This window comes from Williamsia sp. z34, assembly GCF_059553395.1.
Genome location: NZ_JCANWW010000006.1, coordinates 110,069 through 130,197 on the forward strand (window position 1 = coordinate 110,069; position 20,129 = coordinate 130,197).

Annotated in this window: 18 protein-coding genes; 5 read left to right on the top strand and 13 right to left on the bottom strand. The window is 64.1% G+C overall.

Translation table 11 applies throughout. The features are described from left to right. The 4 genes from AC51GT_RS16330 to AC51GT_RS16345 all read right to left on the bottom strand — a co-directional run bounded on the left by AC51GT_RS16330 (window position 1) and on the right by AC51GT_RS16345 (window position 5,316). The gene (locus AC51GT_RS16330; protein ID WP_496329431.1) at window positions 1-2,130 is read right to left on the bottom strand and encodes a catalase; all 2,130 of its coding nucleotides are present in this window, start codon (window positions 2,128-2,130) and stop codon (window positions 1-3) included. A gap of 312 nt (window positions 2,131-2,442) precedes the next feature. Further along, a complete protein-coding gene (locus AC51GT_RS16335) occupies window positions 2,443-3,009 on the bottom strand; it encodes a hypothetical protein (protein WP_496329432.1) in 567 nt (188 codons plus the stop codon). 10 nt (window positions 3,010-3,019) lie between these two features. After that, complete coding sequence (locus tag AC51GT_RS16340; RefSeq protein WP_496324803.1) at window positions 3,020-4,168, bottom strand: zinc-dependent alcohol dehydrogenase; 1,149 nt, start codon at window positions 4,166-4,168, stop codon at window positions 3,020-3,022. A gap of 326 nt (window positions 4,169-4,494) precedes the next feature. Next, a complete protein-coding gene (locus AC51GT_RS16345) occupies window positions 4,495-5,316 on the bottom strand; it encodes a GAF and ANTAR domain-containing protein (protein WP_496329433.1) in 822 nt (273 codons plus the stop codon). Between the two features lie 273 nt (window positions 5,317-5,589). On the opposite strand from AC51GT_RS16345, the gene AC51GT_RS16350 reads away from it, so the two are divergent. Both AC51GT_RS16350 and AC51GT_RS16355 read left to right on the top strand, forming a co-directional pair. After that, complete coding sequence (locus AC51GT_RS16350) at window positions 5,590-6,693, top strand: Rv2629 family ribosome hibernation factor (RefSeq protein WP_496329434.1); 1,104 nt, start codon at window positions 5,590-5,592, stop codon at window positions 6,691-6,693. A 50-nt stretch (window positions 6,694-6,743) separates the two neighbouring features. Further along, window positions 6,744-6,884 (top strand): hypothetical protein, encoded by a 141-nt coding sequence (locus tag AC51GT_RS16355; protein WP_496329435.1) that lies wholly within the window; start codon window positions 6,744-6,746, stop codon window positions 6,882-6,884. A gap of 30 nt (window positions 6,885-6,914) precedes the next feature. Here the strand turns inward: AC51GT_RS16355 and AC51GT_RS16360 are convergent, their stop codons facing one another. Both AC51GT_RS16360 and AC51GT_RS16365 read right to left on the bottom strand, forming a co-directional pair. Next, a complete protein-coding gene (locus tag AC51GT_RS16360) occupies window positions 6,915-7,142 on the bottom strand; it encodes a hypothetical protein (RefSeq protein WP_496324807.1) in 228 nt (75 codons plus the stop codon). A 324-nt stretch (window positions 7,143-7,466) separates the two neighbouring features. Then, window positions 7,467-7,694 (bottom strand): SDR family NAD(P)-dependent oxidoreductase, encoded by a 228-nt coding sequence (locus AC51GT_RS16365; RefSeq protein WP_496329436.1) that lies wholly within the window; start codon window positions 7,692-7,694, stop codon window positions 7,467-7,469. A 236-nt stretch (window positions 7,695-7,930) separates the two neighbouring features. Here AC51GT_RS16365 and AC51GT_RS16370 point away from each other — a divergent pair, with 236 nt between their 5' ends. Then, a complete protein-coding gene (locus tag AC51GT_RS16370) occupies window positions 7,931-9,514 on the top strand; it encodes a phytoene desaturase family protein (protein WP_496329437.1) in 1,584 nt (527 codons plus the stop codon). A 27-nt stretch (window positions 9,515-9,541) separates the two neighbouring features. Here AC51GT_RS16370 and AC51GT_RS16375 read toward each other — a convergent pair whose 3' ends face one another. After that, window positions 9,542-10,222, bottom strand: a complete 681-nt coding sequence (locus AC51GT_RS16375; RefSeq protein ID WP_496324809.1) for a GAF and ANTAR domain-containing protein — start codon at window positions 10,220-10,222, stop codon at window positions 9,542-9,544. A 520-nt stretch (window positions 10,223-10,742) separates the two neighbouring features. Here AC51GT_RS16375 and AC51GT_RS16380 point away from each other — a divergent pair. After that, window positions 10,743-11,174, top strand: coding sequence for an STAS domain-containing protein (locus tag AC51GT_RS16380; RefSeq protein WP_496329438.1), 432 nt, complete (start codon window positions 10,743-10,745; stop codon window positions 11,172-11,174). A 578-nt stretch (window positions 11,175-11,752) separates the two neighbouring features. Then, complete coding sequence (locus tag AC51GT_RS16385) at window positions 11,753-13,099, top strand: competence/damage-inducible protein A (protein ID WP_496329439.1); 1,347 nt, start codon at window positions 11,753-11,755, stop codon at window positions 13,097-13,099. Window positions 13,100-13,194: 95 nt separating this feature from the next. Here AC51GT_RS16385 and AC51GT_RS16390 read toward each other — a convergent pair whose 3' ends face one another. The 6 genes from AC51GT_RS16390 to AC51GT_RS16415 form a co-directional block, all read right to left on the bottom strand. Next, window positions 13,195-13,785, bottom strand: coding sequence for a thiamine pyrophosphate-dependent enzyme (locus AC51GT_RS16390; protein WP_496329440.1), 591 nt, complete (start codon window positions 13,783-13,785; stop codon window positions 13,195-13,197). Then, entirely contained in the window at window positions 13,782-14,294 is a 513-nt protein-coding gene (locus AC51GT_RS16395) for a hypothetical protein (protein WP_496329441.1), read from the bottom strand. Before AC51GT_RS16395 ends, AC51GT_RS16390 begins: the two co-directional genes overlap by 4 nt. After that, window positions 14,291-17,611 carry a molybdopterin cofactor-binding domain-containing protein gene (locus AC51GT_RS16400; RefSeq protein WP_496329442.1) on the bottom strand — a complete coding sequence of 1,107 codons (3,321 nt, stop codon included), beginning with the start codon at window positions 17,609-17,611 and terminating at the stop codon, window positions 14,291-14,293. Before AC51GT_RS16400 ends, AC51GT_RS16395 begins: the two co-directional genes overlap by 4 nt. Further along, a complete protein-coding gene (locus AC51GT_RS16405; protein WP_496329443.1) occupies window positions 17,608-18,066 on the bottom strand; it encodes a (2Fe-2S)-binding protein in 459 nt (152 codons plus the stop codon). The genes AC51GT_RS16400 and AC51GT_RS16405 overlap by 4 nt, the downstream gene beginning before the upstream one ends. Before the next feature lie 6 nt (window positions 18,067-18,072). After that, the gene (locus AC51GT_RS16410; protein ID WP_496324817.1) at window positions 18,073-19,083 is read right to left on the bottom strand and encodes an ABC transporter substrate-binding protein; all 1,011 of its coding nucleotides are present in this window, start codon (window positions 19,081-19,083) and stop codon (window positions 18,073-18,075) included. Window positions 19,084-19,322: 239 nt separating this feature from the next. Beyond that, the gene (locus tag AC51GT_RS16415) at window positions 19,323-20,114 is read right to left on the bottom strand and encodes a UTRA domain-containing protein (RefSeq protein WP_496324818.1); all 792 of its coding nucleotides are present in this window, start codon (window positions 20,112-20,114) and stop codon (window positions 19,323-19,325) included. Window positions 20,115-20,129 lie beyond the last annotated feature (15 nt).

Here is a 20,129-nt window from a genome sequence, read left to right on the forward strand (position 1 = left end):
TCAGTCCTTCTTGGCGTTCGCCTTCCGTGCCGGTCGATCTGGCACGGACGGCGGAACCGCTGAGGCCATCACGGCCGGGGCACGATCCCATGCCCGGTGCAACCCCAGCGCGGCCAGCAGCGACTCGTTGAACGCCTTGACGGCCGAATCACCAACCACCACACCGGGATCGTCCACCGCAATGCCCGCGGCCTCGAGAATCGCCGCACCATCACCCCAGGCACCGATCGCCTTGCAGTGCCGGAACGCCTCCTGCAACAGCAGCATCAACTTGATGTCGGTGGACGGCGTGGTACCACCGGCGACAACCAGCGCATCGAACTCGATGGACCGGACCGTCAGGAACGTGCGCTCGACGACCTGCTTGTTCGCCGCCTTGCCGAGGAAGCCGCCGACGGGTGCGATGACGTGCACGGTCGCGCCCTCGGCCTCAGCGGCTGACCGCAGTTTCCCGATCCCGCTCAGATCAGAGTTCTCATCTGCGATGACCCCGATCTTGCGTCCCGCAATCGGTCCGGGTTCGAGGACAATCTGGGACAGAGCAGGCGACGTCACCACGTTGGCAACGGGTTCGCCCTTGGGCGCCGGAAGACCGAGACCGGCAGCAACACGTTCGCAGAGATCGGTGTCGACGTTCGCGAGCACCTGCAGCTGGCGTTCCTTGATCGATTGCTCGAACACCTTGCCCAACTCGAAGGTGAAGGCCTCGACGATATGGTCCTGTTCGATCGCGGTCAGACTGCGGTAGAACATCGCCGGTTGCGTGAAGTGGTCATCAAACGACACCGGATTGGCCCGGACGGCACGGCCTTCGATGGGCCGCTCGGTCTGCACGTACCCACCATCCTCGACGTCGGCGAACACCGGCTCGTCGCCGTCGATGCTGTTGTCGCGGTAGGGCGCGAGTCCGGTGTGGACCGCGGTCTGATGGAATCCGTCGCGATGCATGTCGTTGACCGGGGCATGCGGTCGGTTGATGGGCAGCTGCGCGAAGTTCGGTCCGCCGAGACGGGTGAGCTGGGTGTCGAGGTATGAGAACAGGCGCGCCTGCATCAACGGGTCGTTGGTGACCTCGATACCCGGAACCAGGTGGCCGGTGTGGAAGGCGACCTGTTCGGTTTCGGCGAAGAAGTTGGTCGGATTGGCGTTGAGTGTCAGTTTCCCGATCATCTGCACCGGCGCGAGCTCTTCGGGCACCAGCTTGGTGGGGTCGAGCAGGTCGATACCCTCGAAGGTCTCGGTGCCGTCGTCGGGCATCACCTGGATGCCGAGCTCGTATTCGAGCGGCGCCCCGGCCTTGATGCCGTCGGACATGTCACGCCGATGGAAGTCGGGGTCGACGCCGGCTGCGATCTGAGCTTCTTCCCAGACCAGCGAGTGAACTCCCGCCACCGGCTTCCAGTGGAACTTCACCAGGCTGGTGGTGCCATCCGCGGCGACCAGCCGGAAGGTATGGACACCAAAGCCTTCCATGGTCCGGTAGGAGCGCGGAATACCGCGGTCACTCATATTCCACATGACGTGGTGGGTGGCCTCGGTGTGCAGGGATACGAAGTCCCAGAATCCATCGTGAGCCGACTGCGCCTGCGGCAACTCGATGTCGGGTTGTGGCTTACCGGCATGGATGACGTCGGGGAACTTGATGCCGTCCTGGATGAAGAAGACGGGGATGTTGTTCGCAACGAGGTCGAAGGTGCCTTCCTCGGTGTAGAACTTGGTGGCAAAGCCACGCGTGTCGCGGACGGTGTCCGCCGAGCCGCGTGATCCCAACACCGTCGAGAAGCGCACGAAGACATCCGTTTTACGGTTCTTGTCCGCGAGGAAGCCTGCCTTCGTCACCGACTTGGCAGTGCCGTACGACTCAAAGGTTCCGTGCGCGGCCGCGCCCCGGGCGTGGACCACCCGCTCCGGGATGCGCTCGTGGTCGAAGTGAGTGATCTTCTCTCGCAGATGGAAGTCCTCGAGCAGGGTGGGCCCTCGTTCTCCGGCTTTGAGCGAGTGGTGGGTGTCCGGCAGACGAACGCCCTGGGCGGTGGTGAGAAACCGCCCCTCTTGGGCGCGGGTGTCCGGGGCTCCGGTCGGGCCGACAGGTGCCGGTGCCGATTGATCCGGACGGGGTGAAGGAGGCATGTTCACTCAGCTTTCTTCGAAGTAGTACGAGCTGCACTCGTCGAAAAGTCGTCGCCGTGCGAAGTGTGAATACACAACGGCGACCGCCGGCTACCACTGCTGAACCGTGCAGTGCCCGTGTACCCCGCCCGCCCGATTTCTAAGCACACCCCGGCCTCAGCGGGCGGCGAACCCCGGCAAACGTTGGGTGTCCTCTGCCCGAGAAGTGCGACACAATCGCCTTTGATGACGCGGCTGGTGCGAGGTCACCCGGCAGAAGCCGATCCGGTGCACTCGCGATCGGCCGCGCCGCTCAGCCCACGGCAGTCCGCGTCAGCGACCGACCAACCCGGTCTTCCTCGCGATACCGTAGAGAACACCGACCACGGTGCCACCGGCGACCAACCATGGCCCGGTCACCATGATGGGATCAATCCAGGCATGTTTGCGGTCGATCCGATCGGTGCCGCTGCGAGCGAGGGCACCGTGCACCGTCCGGCCGGCCCCGCTTGTATCACCGACGACGTCGCGGGGCGTCGTCACTGCACTGACACGGCTTTCGACGACATTGACACGATCCGCCGCCAGCAACAACAGCCAGTGCGCCGCACGGGCTTCGCTGTATCGGTACGCATACCTCCGTATCGCACCGGACAACCCACTCGGCGGCACGGAGGTCCCGAAGACCGGTGTCAGGAATTTGTGCTCGATGGAGCGCTCTCGCGGCCAACGTTCTTCCTGGCGTTCCGGGAAATCCCAGTGCGCGCCAGTGGCATTCGGGTCATACCGCTCCTGGGGCACCGACGGCCGGTCAGCGGGGTCGAGATCGACACCCCACCCGGGAATGGTTGCCTTCAGTTCGTCGGTCGGGACCCTTCGGGGTTCTCCGGTGTACGTCATATCTCCGCTCCTAGCCTTCTCCGACGGTGATGACCGGCTTGATGCACTCATCGAGCTTCGCCGAGAAGATGTGATAGGCCTCGCCGATGTGTTCGAGTGGAATCCGGTGGGTGACAAGCTCATTCGGTTTGAGCAAGCCATTTTGGATGTGTTCGAGCAGGCGCGGCCACTGCCGTTTGACGGGGCACTGGTTCATCTGCAGGGTGAGTCCCTTGTTCAAGGCGTCACCGAACTTCACGGCGCTGAACATGGGACCGTAGGCGCCGAGCACGGCCACCGTCCCGCCTTTACGCACCGAATCGATCGCCCAGTTGAGCGCGACCGGAGACCCACCCTGCAACTTGAACTTGGCGGCGGTGACGTGTTGCAAGAAGTTCCCGTCGGCTTCGGCACCGACTGCCTCGATCGCGACATCGGCACCCAGATAGTCGGTGGTCTTCTTCATCTGCACAACGATGTCGTCGTACTCGGCGAAGTTGAGGGTCTCGGCGTGGGCAAAGGTCTTCGCCTTCTCCAAGCGGTACTCCAGGTGGTCGATGACGATCACCCGGCCCGCGCCCATGAACCACGCCGATTTCGCCGCATACAACCCCACCGGGCCGGCCCCGAACACCACGACGGTGTCTCCTTCGCGAATGCTGCCGAGTTGCGCACCGAAGTATCCGGTGGCGACTGCATCGGTCAGGAGAAGTGCATCTTCTTCGTCCAGCCACTCCGGGATGATGCTCGGCCCGACGTCGGCGAACGGAACGCGCACGAACTCCGCCTGGCCGCCGTCGTAGCCGCCGCACGTGTGTGAGTAACCGTAGATGCCGCCGACCGCGGTGGCGTTCGGATTGACGTTGTGGCAGTTCGAGTACAGCCCCCGCACGCAGAAGTAGCAGGACCCGCAATAGATGTTGAACGGCACCATGACCCGGTCGCCGGGTGTGAGCCTCTCCACCGACGGACCCACGGATTCGACCACGCCGACGAACTCGTGGCCGAAGGTCATGCCGACCCGGGTGTCCGGCATCATGCCGTGGTATAGGTGCAGGTCCGAGCCGCAGATCGCCGCCTTGGTCACCCGCACGATCGCGTCGTTGGGGTGTTCGATCCGGGGCATCTCTTTGTTCTCGACGCGTATCCGGTATGGACCTCGATAAACCATGGACTTCATCCAGACCTCCCTCGGTGATCATGTGTGGTCTACCCGCGAATGCGCCCATCCACACCGCACGAACCCGCGGCTGCTTCAAGAAAAGGAAAACCCCGGCGCCCTGCTGTTTAAACCCAAGCGAAACGGGATACACCAGGATTCGGTTCGGTTGAAAATTGCAGCCCGACACCTGTGGAACGAGGTGCAAGCTTCGATCCCGATACTCGCCGGGCAACAAGAGGAAATCATGAACTTGCGCTGTGATACGTGTGAACGCACGTTGCCGATGCGACACATCATCGATCGCGCCGTCGCGATCGAAACGGGCTATACCAGCGGATGGGCGATCAGCTCTGATGCAGCGCTATGTCCGGCGTGCGCGACTGCGCTTCTGGCGAACCGGCTTCTGCAGGGGGCTGCCAAAACCGAAGTGTAGCGATGTAGTCGGCCCTCGCGACGCCGTTGACGTCCGTCGCCGGTGTCGGCGCCTGGTTATGTACGACATTCTGTGCAACCGCCGCCAGCGCCGTATTCGACTCCTGCGATATCTGCCGCAGGATTTCGAAGGCGCCTTGTGCATCCACCTCGAAGCGTTCCATCAAGATGCCCTTCGCCTGGCCGATGATGTCGCGGGACGCGAGGGCGTCGGCGAACTGCTCTTCACGCCGCAGGGACTCCCAGGCGATGGCGGCGTGCGAAGCGTAAGACCTCGCGAATGCCACCGTCCGGTCATCCAAGGTCCCAGGCGTCTCCGCGTAAAGATTCAGGACACCGAGTACGTACGCGTGATTCCACAGGGGTAGCGACGAAACCGTCCGGATCGGGGTCGCCTCCAGGATCTCGTCACAGTAGTCGGGCCAGCGGTCCTCGAACTCGAGGTCAGCAGAGACGACGGCCTGCCGGCCTTTGCTCGCGTCTACACAGGGGCTGGTGAACCTGATCATGATCTGAGCCGGCAATTCTCCGTACCGACCGGCGAACGAGGCCACACTGAGACGGTGGCCTTTTCCCACCCGGGTGATGTCGGCGTACTGCACACCGGGGACGATCTCCGTCGCTGCCGCCGTCAGTCGGTGCAGCGCCTCGCCCGTTCCATCCCTCGAATATTGCGCATTTCGTACCAGATCAGCGATCCGAAGATGCAGATCGATTCCTGTGGATTCACTCACGCTTCAAGATCCCCTCAGAGAAACGCAGGGGCGTGCCACCTCTCCGCTGCATGGGACGTTCGAGTCGACATGTTACGCCGCCAACAGCAGCCTCGAAGCCGTTGTCACAGACCGAGACCTTATGCCGGCGCAAGCAGTCCGTTCAGTCGTTCAAGTTCGAATTGCGGCCTTTGCGCTTCGCAGTCGCGGCTCCGCAAAGTTTCTCAGATGGCGTTTCGGCACCGCCGGTATCGGGCATTCGATTGCTGAACGGGGCGATGCAAAGGAGCAGAGATGAGATCAGACCGTCTGCGGCCGCTACTTGACGATGCCGGACCGTTCGCCTCGATCTACTTTGATGACTCGCACAACACCGAGCATGCCGAACACCAGATCGACCTGACGTGGCGTGGCATCCGAAAGGACCTCGAGGCCCACGGCGCGGGAACCCCCTTGGTCAACAAGCTCGAACGGGTGATATTCGAATCGTCTCCGGCAATCGGCGCCAGTGGCCGGGGACTCATCGCGACGGCCGGCAAAGTGATGCTGGATGAGCACTTGACCCGGCCCCCCGACTATCCGACGGTCCGTTTGTCGGATCTGCCGTACGTGCTGCCACTGGTGGCACACGCCGATGAACCGGCCGACCATCTTCTCGTCGCAGTCGACCACACCGGTGCGGACGTCACCGAGCACCGCGCCGGCAACGAGGTCACGACAGAAGTCGACGGGGGCGGGTACCCCGTCCACAACGCCGCGGGCGCCGAGAGACCGGGTTACGGCGACCCACAGCAACGTACCGACGAGGCGGCGCGCAAGAACATTCGCGCGACGGCCCACACCGTCGCTCAACTCGTCGACCGATGGAACTATCCCCACATCTTCGTGTTGGGCGAAGTACGTTCCCGCACTGACCTTTTGGCCAGCCTTCCGAAACGTTTACATGACCGCGTGACAGAACTTACCAGCGGCGCCCGGCACAGCGGCATAGACGACGAACAGGTCCGGCAGGAGATCGCCGAGGCACTACGCAGACAAACGCTGACGACCATGGGCGAGGTGGCCAGACGTTTCGAGGAAGGACGAGCCGATCCGGACGGACTCGTCGTCGAAGGGCTGGCGGACGTGTGCGGGGCTCTGCGGGAAGGAAACGTCGACACGTTGATCGTCAACGACCTCAGGGACGCCACCGTGCTGGCCGATTCGGACAACACCCGTTTCGCCACCAACCCGGATACCCTGTCGGAACTCGGATCTGCCGCCACCCGCCCGGTGCGGGCAGACGAAGCGCTCCCACTGGCCGCAGTGGCTGTGGGAGCTTCTCTGGTGCAGATCGATGAGCGGATCAACCCGGATGACGGGGTCGCGGCACTGCTGCGATACCTGCCGAGCACGTGACAACCCATCGCACGTAGGAAGACATCGCACGACAGTCAGGAGGACCACCCGTGACCGATCCCGTCGAGCCGATTCCACACTCGGACACCGCCGACGCGCTCGAGCAGGAAATCCCCGTCACCGACGGGCCGGAAGACGACGACGAGTATCCGCGCGCGGACGAGCAAGAAGGACCCGAGACGGGTCTCTGAACGTCGACGGCGGACCCGACTGTCGTCCGGTCAGGGACTCAACATGGCCACGGCCAGTCCGACCACACAGACGGCAAGAACGGCACACAGCAACGCAGTCAGCAAGCCGCTCACCGCCAGTCCGACGACAAGGACCAATGCACCGAGTGCGACCGCAAGTGTCGCCGCCAACGCGACGACCCCTTGGTCGACATCGAACTCCTCGTGTACCTCCGGCGATTGTGGTCGCCGATCCTGATCGAACTCCAATGGATTCACCGTTCAGAAAAATGAGCATGGTTTCATCAACTGCGCGCCCCGACAGGGCGCTCGCGTCGGCTGCCGCAGGGAGATCAGAACCGTGTCCGAAGATGTTGCGAGACACCGCAGCCGATTCGGAATCTGTAGCGACAACGCAATTCCGACCGCGGCTGGAAAATGAACCGCACGATCAACAATAAAGTATTACAGACCTTGAATGCAAGGGTTGGTGATAGGCCGGCCTTCGGCCGTCAACATACCGAAGAGCACTCGCCGATCAACAGGCCCGACTTTCGGTCACCCAAATATGTTTGCGCACAACGATTCCGACCACATCCCTCCTCAGCGGACCGATCCGCCGCGACAGGGTCCGCAACTCGCGCTGCAGCGCTTCGGTGAGCCGCGAACCGCGAACTTGGAGGCGGTGTACGACCCCTGCCCCGGCGAGGCCACCAGGCCGAACGCTCTGGAGGTGTTGACGATGTGCCCGTCCCGACGGCCAGCAGGTGCGGCAGGAACGCTTGGTGCCGTGCAGGACGCCGCCGCCGCCAAAGTTGACGGCCAGGACATGATGCGAGGGCCAGCTCTCGGCCCATTCCCGACGCCGCGCCAGTGATGACCACGACTTCAGCGCTGCGCATCGTCCACCTTTTGATTGTCCTCGACCGCACCTCGGGCACCCATCGTGTCGCGATCGAATCCCGGTCGGTCGCTCGCATACCGGGCGCGTCGACGTTTCAGCTGCCGCGCCCTCGGCTACCCATTGGCATGCTGACATCAACTCCGCCGCGGATCGTAGCGTTCTGATGACGTCCGATGCGGTGGTCATCGGTGGCGGACACAACGGGCTTGTCGCCGCTGCGACGCTGGCCGATGCCGGGTGGGACGTCACAGTGCTCGAGGCCCAGGCAGAGCCGGGAGGGGCGGTTCGAAGTGCGGAGCTCAAATCCGGGTACCACAGCGACCTGTTCAGCGCCTTCCATCCGCTGGCGGCGGTCTCCCCGGCATTGCGAGCACTCGATCTTGCGGAGCACGGACTCCGGTGGAGTCACGCGCCGGTGCCGTACGGACATGCCCTGGCACCCGACGACACCGACGCCGTGGTGGTGCACCGCGACCCCGCACAGACCGCCGAGCAGTTGGCTCGTCACGACCCGCGGGACGGCCATGCGTGGCTCGAGTTGGTCGAACAGTGGCAACTGCTGAAACCGGCGCTTCTCGCGAGCCTGTTCGGGCCTTTCCCACCTGTGCGCGGGCTTCTCTCGATCTTGCGGAAGCTCGGGGTCGGGGATGCGACCCGGCTGGCACGTTTTCTGTTGCTACCGGCAAACCGTATGGTCACCGAGTTGTTTCACAGTGAACACGCCCGACTACTGATCCTGGGCAACGCCATGCACGCCGACGTTCCGGTCGATGCGCCCGGCAGCGGCATCATGGGGTATCTGTTGACCATGCTCGCGCAGGACACCGGCTTTCCGGTCCCTGTCGGCGGCGCCGGAGCCCTCACCGACGCGCTCGTACGCCGCTGTGAGTCCGTCGGGGTGCGAATCGAATGCGATTCGCCCGTCGTGGGGATCGAGACCGTGGCCGGCCGGGCGCGTGCGGCCCGCACCGCCGACGGGACGCTGTGGCACGCCCGCCGCGCGATCATCGCGAATACGTCCGCCCCGAACCTCTATCAGAACCTCTTGCCTGCCGGAACAGTGCCCGTACGGGTTCTCGAGGACCTCGAACACTTCGAGTGGGACGCACCGGTTGTCAAGGTGAATTACGCTGTCCGCGAGCTGATTCCATGGAACTCCGAAAACCTTGGCCGGGCGGGAACCGTCCACATCGGCGCGAACATGCAGGGACTGGTGCGGTGGATGGCCGATATCAACACCGGAGTCGTACCTCGTGATCCCTTCCTCATCGTCGGGCAGATGACCACCGCCGATCCGTCCCGATCACCTGAGGGCACCGAAAGCGCTTGGGCCTACACACATCTGCCCCGTGGTGTTACCGACGATTCCGCAGCGCTCTCCCTTGCCGCACGGGTCGATGAGGTTCTCGAGGCACATGCCCCGGGTTTCCGCGACCTGCTCATCGGGCGTCACGTACAGACCCCGGCCGACCTGACCCAGGCCGATGCAAACCTTCACGCGGGCGCCGTCAACGGCGGTACATCCCAGCTGCATCAGCAGTTGATCTTCCGCCCCACACCAGGGCTGGGCAGGGCGGAGACACCGATCGACCGGCTCTATCTGGGAAGTGCCTCGGCACACCCCGGCGGCGGGGTACACGGGATATGCGGGCGCAACGCTGCCCGGGCGGCGTTGGCCGCCGACGGTGTCACGGGATTGCCCCGCCGCATACTGACCCGCAAGACCATCGACCTGTGGACCAGATGAGGAGGGCGGTCCGGGCTGCCTGAGGCCCTATCCGGTCTCCACCAATTTCCGCGCGATATCTGCAAGCGGAATGTTGCTGTCCTGCGAGAGTTTGCGGAGCAGTTCGAACGCCTGCACTGCGTCGACCGTGAAACGCTCCATGATCATCCCTTTGGCCTGCCCGATGATGTCGCGACTGGCCAGCGCACTGTTGAACTGTATCTCCTGCCGGGCCCGGAACAGGGCCAGGGCGGCGTGGGTTGCGTACACAAACCCGACTTCTTCGGACTCCTTGGTGAACGCGTCCACCTCCTTGGAGAAGAGATTCAGCGCCCCCATGGCACCTTCGTGGGTGAACAACTGAAACGACAGGCTTGCCCTGACGGGAGTTTCGGCGACAGCCCTTGCCGCGAAAGCAGGAAAGCGCTGTTCTTCAACGAAATCGTTCATCCACACCGTCGGCTGCTCCCAGGCGGCCTCGAGGCACGGACCCTCCCCCACCTGCTTCTGAATCTGATCGAGTTGTTCAACCACCGGATCCGTCACCCCGAGCGACTCGAAGTCGTTCTTCTTGACCAACAGGACGCCTGCGAATTGAGCCCCTGGGACATGGGTCACTGCGCCGGATGAGATCGAGCCGATCAAGGTATTGATATTGTCCTCGGCCGACGACAGTTTGTGCATGTCACGAACGAGTTCGGCAATTGTCTTGTGTACTTCGGCGTCCATCCACCTACCGTCCTATCCCACGGCCCACGGCCCACTTCTCCACCGACTCGCGGGTCAGTATACGCCCACGTAACATTCTATCGCGGCGTGTTCGAGGCGTCCCCGGACCTCCGTGCGCACCGACAGGACGCGAACGCGGTAACAAGAACGAGATCGTCGACGTGGGGGGCGAAAAGTATTCGGCTGGATGTATTTCGTTGTGCTGCTTGAATTTTCACCTCATACCCAACATCAACCGTCGCCGCAACTCGTCGGTTCACCATGGCCGCCGCCCGCGTATCACAGCCGTTTCGGACAAAGCGAAAAAGGTGGTCGGAGAGCGCACTCCGTCGAGCTATCACATGGATACACAAGGGCATTCAGTACATCGCCCCAGTCCACGCCGACTGCCGATCCGGTTCGGGGTTGCGAAGCCGGCTGATGACTGCGATCATTGGCGCAGGTTAAATGACTAGCCACGCAACGCGTCGGCAGTCGAATCATGCCAACGCTTCCCACCTTGTGACGAGGGAGCGAGACCATGCCACAAATCCAAGGTCCTGAACTTCAGGGTTCTCCTACGACCGCGCAATCATCATTCAGCATCGCCACCGGGCAAGAAGGCGCCTTTTCAATCCTCGCACCCTGGGGCGATCTCGACCTCCTCACGGTCGAGAAATTGATCGAAGCAATCCACGAGGCCCTCGAGACCGGCACCACAGACCTCGTCATCGACTTGACCATGACAGAGTTCCTCGGCGCAGCAGGCCTGGCGGCACTCGAGTATGGGCGCCAACGTATCGAGGCCGTGAACGGTCGGTTCGCGGTTGTGGCCTCGGGTCGCTCCACGGCTCGTCCGATCGCCATATTGGGGTTGCAGCAGATCCTGAATCTGCACGGGCGCGTCGCCGACGTGACGGGTAACCGCGGAACGTCGGCCGATCGTTTCGGCGACATCTCCCAACCGATCTGATCGAGCGCCAAAACCCGCACCCTGATCAACATGTGACGTCCCGCCATTCAAAGAAGCCTGAGTCGGCGCGGCCGATAGTCCCCCGATCCGACGACAGGAACACCTGCGTCGAGGACAGGTGAATCGCCGTGACCAAGCAGTACGATCCGTACGCCCACTCACCAATGGGACAAAGACAGGTTGTTCGGTACGCCGGAGCGCCATGCCCCGAAATCCGAAGAGCACTTTTCCTTCGCGTCCCTGGAAGACGACAGCTGTTGCTGTGCAGTGGATTTTGGCAGAACCTCATTGCCGGATTCATCGATTGTAGCGTTCACAACCCGCCAGATCGGGAATCCGCAAGCGGGACATATCCCCTCCATAGATTGAAGCGCACAAGGTTCGTCAATGGGATCGAAGAACTGCGAACCGGGTGGCCATGGGCAAGGTAAAGGATGCCTCCTCCGGGATGATCGGGCTCGGAGTGTTGCCGGGACGCCAGCGAGCCCGCGAGCGACCCGCACAACGTAAATCCTTCGGCGGCGACCCCACAGCAGAGCGGGGTGGCCGAACCTACCCATCGCACTAAGCTCGGAAAGATGACAGTGCGAGCAGGTGTGGTCGTTACCGGGACCGAGGTTCTCACCGGGCGGATCACCGACCAGAACGGCCCCTGGGTGGCCCGGCAGCTTCTCGATCTGGGCGTCGACATCGCCCACATCACCGTGTGCGGCGACCGACCCGACGATCTCACCGCACAACTTCGGTTCCTCGCCGACCAGCACGTGGATCTCATCATCACCACCGGTGGTCTCGGACCGACCGCCGACGACTTGACCGTGGCCACGGTCGCCGCGTTCTGTGGTCGCGACCTGCGGCTGGACAGCGACCTCGAGGCCCACATCAGCGAGATCATCCGCATTTGGCGAGGCCGCCTGACCTCAGACCCGAATCCGGCAGCATTGCAGGCCGGCATCCACAAGCAGGCCCTCGTTCCTGAGGGCGCACAATCGATTCCACCGACCGGAACCGCCCCGGGCGTGGCGATCCCGGCCCATACCCTGCCCGCCATCCTGGTGCTGCCCGGGCCGCCCCGGGAACTGCAGGCGATGTGGCCGGCGGCAATCCGGAGCGCCCCCGTCGCGGAAGCCCTGGCCGGCCGGGTGGTGCTGCGGCAATCGACCATCCGCGCATACGGCCTCTCCGAAGCCGATCTCGCCGCCACGTTGCGCTCGGCGGAACACGATGTTCCCGGGTTCGACACGCTCGAGATCACCACCTGCCTGCGGCTCGGCGAGCTCGACATGGTGACCCGTTACCCCGGGACGTCGAACGCCGCCTACGCCGAGTTGTCCTCACTGATCGCGAAACATCATGGGGCACAGATCTTCTCTACCGACGGATCGACCATCGACGATCTGGTGGCGGAAAGACTTGCCGGACACCGGATCGCCACCGCCGAATCATGCACGGGTGGCCTGGTCGCCGGACGGCTCACCGACCGACCGGGGTCCTCGGCGTACGTCGCCGGCGCAGTCGTGGCCTATGACAACACGATCAAGTCCGGCCTACTCGATGTCCCCTCGGCATTGATCGCAGAACACGGAGCGGTGAGCGAACAGGTGGCCGCACAGATGGCCGAGGGCGCGTTGCGCCGGCTCGGATCCGATGTCGCGGTGTCCACGAGCGGGATCGCCGGCCCCGGCGGCGGGACCGATCTCAAACCGGTGGGAACGGTCTGTTTCGCCATCGCGGTCGCGGGCCGACCGACCGTGACCCGGACACAACATCTTCCGGGCGACCGCGCGAGTGTCCGCGCGCTCGCCGTCACCTCGGCGATGCACCTGCTCGCCCAGGTGCTCGATACGCCACCACCGGCCGCAGGGACGATCAGCAGCCCAGGCGCCGGTTCCACCAGGCCGGGTGGTCGCGGGCCTGCTCTCTGAGCCGGGTGAACTCCCGGTCCTGGATCAGAGAGATAGAGATCAGGTTGTAGGGGTCTGACCACGCGTGGTCATCGGGCCACGAAACGGCGACGACATCAGTCGAAGGCGCCCGCTGCACGTAACGCTTCTTGAAAGAGCGTGCGGGACTGGACACCTGAGTGCCGGCCCGGACCGCCATAGGGTGACGGCTCGGGTTCCACCTCGACCACGGCAAGAGCCGGACCGGTTCGGCTCAAGAACTCGGCGAAGAAGATGCTCAGCTGCTGTTCCGTCGTCTCCGCAGGGATCAGATCGACGCTGCCCAGACCGGCGCCTCGTCCGATCGCGGCGAAATCCGCGGTCACGTGCGTACCGAGCGGTTGGCCACCACCTGTCTCATACCGTCCGTTGTTGAAGACGACGATGTGGAGGTTCGGCGGAGCAGTGTTCGCGATCGTGAGCAGAACCCCCAGGTTCATCGCCAGATCACCGTCCCCTTCCAGCAGCACAAAATTCAAACGTGGCCGACTCACGGCGGCCCCGAGTGCCAGCGCCGGCGCTGTTCCCATCGGGTCGGACGCGTAGTACGTGAGCTGACTCGCCTCCGCCTCAAGCCAGGTCCGGCCGGCTGTTCCCAGGCTCGCGAAGACAACGACGTCTTTGTCGAGACCGCGCGCGAGTGCCCGCGCCACCGATGAACGGTTCATTCCGCGGACCCGACCAGCACTCGTTTTGTGCACAGCAGGACCACGGGACGCTGTGTCATCTCGGCCTCGTCGAAGGCGGTCTCGAAGATCGCGCCCTCACCTGGTTTCTGTACCTCGTGGACGCGCAGGCCGACCGCGGCCATCACACCGTGGGCGACCGAATGCTTGTAGGCCTGATAGTAGAAGTTGTCACCGGCAGCGCCCCGATCGGCAGCGATCACCACAAACGGAATCTGATGGTGGATCCCGTAGCCCGCAAGTGCATTGGTGGCCAGCAACAGTCCGGCGTTCTGGCACATCAGGACCGACCGCTCCCCCATCAACGAAGCTCCCGCGCAGATGCCGACACCATCGTCCTCTCTGACGACCGACACGTGGCGAATGCTCTCTTCGCCCTCGACCTCGGCGATCAACGGGCCGAGCCAGCTGTCGGGCAGTGAGGCCGAGACCGTCACTCCGGCCCGGACCAGGCTCCGCGTGATCGGTCCGGTCTGCGTTGGTGTGTTCATCGGCCTTCCTCCCATCGGCGGTATGCCTTGCGGGTCAGACCGATCGCGGCTTGGATCTTCCACTCGTTACCGGGTAGCGGATGTGCCCGATGCGAGAGTTCCTTGTTGATGGCCGTCACCAGTTCACTTTCGGTCGGTCGGATGTCCCGGAACGCCGATTCGACCGCGGCGGGATGCCAGGGAGTGGGTGCCAGCGCACCGAAACACAGACGCGGCGAAGACCATTCGTCACCGGGACCGATTCCTGCGGACATGATCAGCGACAACATCGCGAAGTCGCCCTCATACAGCCGGATCTTCTCGAAGACCGACCGGGTTGCCGCCTGCGCGGGCACGGTGATCGATTCGATCAGCTCGTCCGACCCGAGATCGAGTTCTCCCGGCCCTGAATACAAGTCGCCGATGCCGACGGTCCGGGACCGGCCGGGTCCGGCGACCTGGATTCGGGCGTCGAGCCCCGAGAACACGGTCGCGAGGTCCGATGGCGTCACAGCCTGACAGCGATGCCCACCGAGGGCCGCATGATGAAACCGATGGTCGCCGCCGACGGCGTAACAGGGACAGGTCGGGCCACCGCGCTTGTAGCAGTCGAATCCGCTGCGGAAGTACCAGCATCGCTTGGCCTGGACCAGGTTTCCGCCCACCGTGGCCACGGCGCGAATCTGGGCGGATGCGATCGAGTCGACGGCTTCGGCGATCACCGGTATCGGTCCTCGGGCCCAGTCGGCGAGGTCGGCCAGTGTGACGGCACCGCCGATCGTGAAGGTCCCGTCCGCGTTGTGGACCATGCGGCGCATCGAGATGACGCTCGCCGTGCTGACCAGGATCCGCGGAGCGATCAACGACTGTTGTTGTTGGACCACGACATCGGTCGCCCCACCGACCAGCACAGCGTCGCCGGCCGGCTCGTCGGAGAGCATCGTCACCGCATCGTCGACATTCGCCGGAGAAGCCACCGTTTCGACATCGCGGGGCGCAGTACGCCGTGCCCATCGGGTCCCGTGCCGATCGAGAAGATGATGCAGGCCAAGCGGATAGAGTCGTCGAAAGACCTCGATCTGCCATCGGGACGGTCGTCGGCCCAGGTGGAAGCGCCGGGTCGCCCGGTGCGCCACGGACCCGTTGTCGCGCAGCGCCGCGAGCACGACGTCCGGTGTCAACGGCAGGGATCGGAACCGGATCCCGATCGCGTCGTGGACAGCGTTGAGAACCGCCGGTGCCACTGGCACGAGCGCCATCTCGGCCACGCTTTTCGCGTCGAGCGGACCCGCCGGCTCCGGCCCTTCGATCAGGATCGAACGGATCTCGGGCGCGGTGGTCGACCGCGGAACCGCATAGTTGAGGTAGCCCGTGTTGACTGTTCGACCCCTCTCGTAGACGAGTTGTTCCCCGACCACGGCGCCGAGTCCTTGAACCACGCCGCCGATGATCTGGCCATCGACGAGCGCGGGATTGATCGCTCGGCCCACGTCATGCGCGGCAACGTAGTCGAGGATTTTCAATTCACCGGTGTCCGGGTCGATCTCGACTTCCACCGCGTGTACGGCGTACGTGTAGGACGCCGAGATGTTCGGCCGGTCCAGACCCGTCCAGTAGGGTTCCATCTTCTCTTCGAGATACTCGGCTTCGACGCGCAACACCCCGGCCCGGCTCTCCGGTGCACGCATGATGAGCTCTGCGAAGTCGCCTGACCCGACGCGGCCGAGTTCTTCGAGGCGCTCACGCAGTGCCGTCGCGGCCTTGACCACGGCATGTCCGCCCATGTGCGTGCCGCGTGAACTCCAGGCCCCCATCTCCGGTGGCGCCTCATCCCAGTCGGTCATCACCACGTCCACCAGATCGAGAGGTACGTCGAGGATTTCCGCGGCGAGCTGCCCGAGGATTGTGCGCTGCCCGGTCCCGGCATCGCTACCACCGAATGCGACTGTGATGCGCCCGGAATCGGCGGCCTCGACCGCCGCCGCGCTGACGTTCCCGCCGGGGTAGGCGTACGAGCCACTGCCGTGCATACCGGCCGCCACACCCACTCCGCGGAACGGCACCTTCGCAGACTTCTTCTCCGTCCAGCCGATCTCTTCGCGCACCGCATCGAGGCATTCCACGAGCCGGTTCGATCCGATTCGCGCACCGACCAGGGCCCGCGAGTTCGGCAGACTCGCGTTGAGTCGACGGAACTCGATCGGGTCGATCCGGCACTGCTGCGCCAGCTCGTCGACCAGCGATTCCACCGCCAGTGCGGTCTGCGGCTGCCCGTATCCGCGGAACTGACCGCCGGGCGTGAGATTGGTGTCGACCAGGCGGGCACGCCAGGTCGCAGCATCCGGACGGTACATGGACCCGAGCACCTTGATGCCGGCACTCATCACCGATGGTCCGTAGTGGTTGAACGCGCCGTTGTCGACGTCGATATCGGCCTCCAGCAGGCAGATTCGACCGTCGGCATCTGCGTGAACGGTCATCTTGCTGTGGAATCCATGGCGCGGTTTGGTGAAGGCCAGCTCCTCGGCCCGCGAGAACTCCACCATCACCGGCGCCCCGGTGCGCATCGACAACAGCGCCGCGATGACCTCGTGTTCGCTGACCTTGGATTTGGACCCGAAGCTTCCACCGACAGCGACGTCCCGACAGACGATCTGATCAGTACGGAGCCCGAGCAGCTGCGCGAGTTCATGGATCACGAAATGCGCCGCCTGGGTGGACGTCCACAGCTCCAGTCGGTCGTCATGCCACCAGGCCAAAGTCGTGTTCGGCTCCATACAGGCATGCGACACACGAGGATAGATGAAAACCCCGCCCGCGTGATGCGCGCTGTTGCGCCTACCCAGGTCCACATCGCCCCAGCTTCCGTCCGATGCGAGAGCGACGTTCGAACCCGACGATCGCCGATGGATGCGTGGCGCCGATTTCGCCAGCGCAGCGGCGACGGTCAGCGCTGCCGGTCGTCTCCGGTAGCGCACCACGATCCGGTCGAGGGCCTGCTCGGCTGCTTCCGGGGACTGCGCGGCGACCGCCGCGATCTCCTGCCCATGGAAGCGGATCTCCCCCACCGCGAATGGTGTCCTATCGGAGAACGTGCCGCCACTGTGCTGATAACGCGCGCCCGCCGGTAGATCCCGGTGGTCGACCACCGCCCGCACCCCGGGCGACGCCAACGCACCGCTGAGGTCGACGTGCTCGATCTGTGCACTGGCCATCGTCGACCGCAGGATCTTGGCGTACAGCATCCCCTCGGGACGTACATCCCCCGCATATCGTGCTGTGCCGGAGGTCTTCTCGTGCCAATCGAGCGCGCGGACACGCCGGCCGACGACAGTCACCGCGCCACCCCTCTCCGCCGCGCGACCGACTCTACGGCGTCGATGATCTGGACGTATCCGGTGCAGCGGCAGATGTTGCCGGCCATGGCGCTGATGATGTCCTCTCGGCCGGGTTCGGGCGTCTCACGCAGCAGAGCCGCCGCTGTGACCACCTGTCCCGGTGTACAGAAGCCACACTGGAATCCCGCATGGTCCGCGAACGCCTCCCGTAGGTCGTGATCAGCGTCGTCGAGTCCGGCCGCCGTGGTCACGTGCTCGGAGACCACGGCGGCCAGGCTGACACACGACAGCACGGCGTTGGCGCCGACGAGTACGGTGCATGCCCCGCACTCCCCACGGCCACACGCAGCCTTGGGTGCGGTGACGCCGTGCGCGCGGAGGACACCCAGCAGGGTGTCCCCGGGCGCGATGTCCACCACCATCTGGGCACCGTCGACCGTGAGTGTCTTCTTCACGGCGACTTACGAAGTGACCACGAAATCAGGCACATAACTCGACGCATCGGCCGGATCATCCAAGATCTCTTCATCTTTCATCATCTCGGCCATCCGGTTGAGTGCGTCGATGTTCACCGCGGCCGCGTACGGGGGCTCGGTCAGCGCTTTGAGTGCAGCTGCATCCTGCTTGCACGCCTTCGCCTGGATCTCATAGCGCTCTTCTTGATTCTCCGGCAGCTCGATTTGTTCCGATGCCTCGATCAGCGAAGCCTGGAACGACTTGAATGCCTCCGGATCACTTTGAGCGGCATCACCGGTGGCCACATATCCGGCAAAGACCAGCGGCTGCCCCGCGCCCGCCACGACGTAGGGGTTGCCGAGCGATTTCAACTCGGGAAGCATGTTCTGTTCGGTGATCTGCGCCGCGTCGATCCGACCGGTCGCCACCGCGGGTCCCAGGTCCGCGAAGGGCAATGCCACAAAGTCGACCGTGGACGGATCGGCACCGCCGGCCCGCATCCATTCGCTGGTGATGATCTGGTTGATGCCGGCGATTTCGTTGACGCCGATCTTGGTCCCTTCCAGCGACTTGGCGTCGGTGTACTTCGAACCTTCCTTCACGGCAACCGCATTGGCCTTGTTGGCGGCGTCGGTCGGAGTCTCATACGCCGTCGAGATCCAGGCCAGATCGATCCCCTGGTCGAGCGCGCGCATCGTCGAGAACGGATTCGTGAAGGCGAGATCCACCTCACCACTCTGCAACGCGGACAACCCTGCCGCCCCGCCCTGGGCCCGGACCAGCTCCACGTCGAGTCCGTGCTCGGTGAAGATGCCCTTCTCTTGCGCCCAGTACACCGGCATCTCGTTACACAAGCCCAGGGTTGTCACGGCGACCGAGCGCGTTCCGTCCGCCGATTGCGACGCCGGGGCCGGCGATGAGTCCGACCCGCAGGCGACGAGTACCGCGGCCAGGAGTGTCGTGGCGATTCCGGCACCGATCTGTCTGCCGTGGTGACGGGGCAAAGCGTCGTTCATGGTGATCCTTAGACGATGTGGGAAACAACCACGGTGAAGGCGCGGTCCGTTCACGCAATGCCATCAACGCTGCATTTCCGTTATGGGTCCCGGATATGTCCGCGATGTTTCGCCCCATGACCGGCGGATCCGAGCGCCCCCAACTGCGTCTGATGGCACCCGACAGTGTGTTACGCCGCCGTGACACGGGTTGTCGGCCATTCCGTTCCGGCCTCCGCGGCGAATGAACGCCGCTGCCGTCAGCCCCGTGGCGGGTCCAGGGCCACGGTCACCATGTCGCTTCGATAGCGGGCATGGGAAACCAGCACGGCGTATCCGCGCTCATCGAAGACCGTGGTGTCCATATACAGGATGGGGGTCGTGATCTCGACCTCGAGGAGAGCCGCTGCGGACTCACCTGCGGCAACGGCCGAAATACGGCGATCAGCGGTCAAAGTTCCGTAACCGAAGCGATTTTCGAGAATCTGATACAGGTCGCACAGGGCATCGTCCCGGGTGAATCGGTCGGCCGGACGGAGCGCGAGATAGTAGGTCCGCAGTTGCCGGGGCACGCCTTCACCGACGCTCAGTCGTTCGAAGATCGCGACCGAGGCCGCTTCCGGCGGAAAGATCTCGGCCAGCGGTTCCGGTATGTCGGAACAGACCTTCCAGCCGATGATCCGGATGCCGTTGCGATCGTCGTTCACACCTCCGGCCGCCGAATCGATCAGAAGGTCGAACCGGCTGCGCCGATGGACATTTGTCGTGTAGGTCCCGGCACCGACCGAACGGTGTAGGCGGTTCTCCGCGACGAGGGTCTGTAGAGCCAGGCGTACACAGTTCCGGGACGAATGAAACGCACGGGCGATGTCCTCGTCGGCGGGCAATCGAGCGGCCGAGCCGAGCCGGGTGACGACCATCGCCGAAATCAGATCGCGGAGTCGACGCACCTCATCCTGGCGCCGATTGCCCTCGAGGCGCAGAAGATTGCTGTTGACCCGGTCCTGACGAAAGCGGGGCGGTCGGAATGGCGGAGATGGAGGCGAACTCATCCCCCGATACCGTGA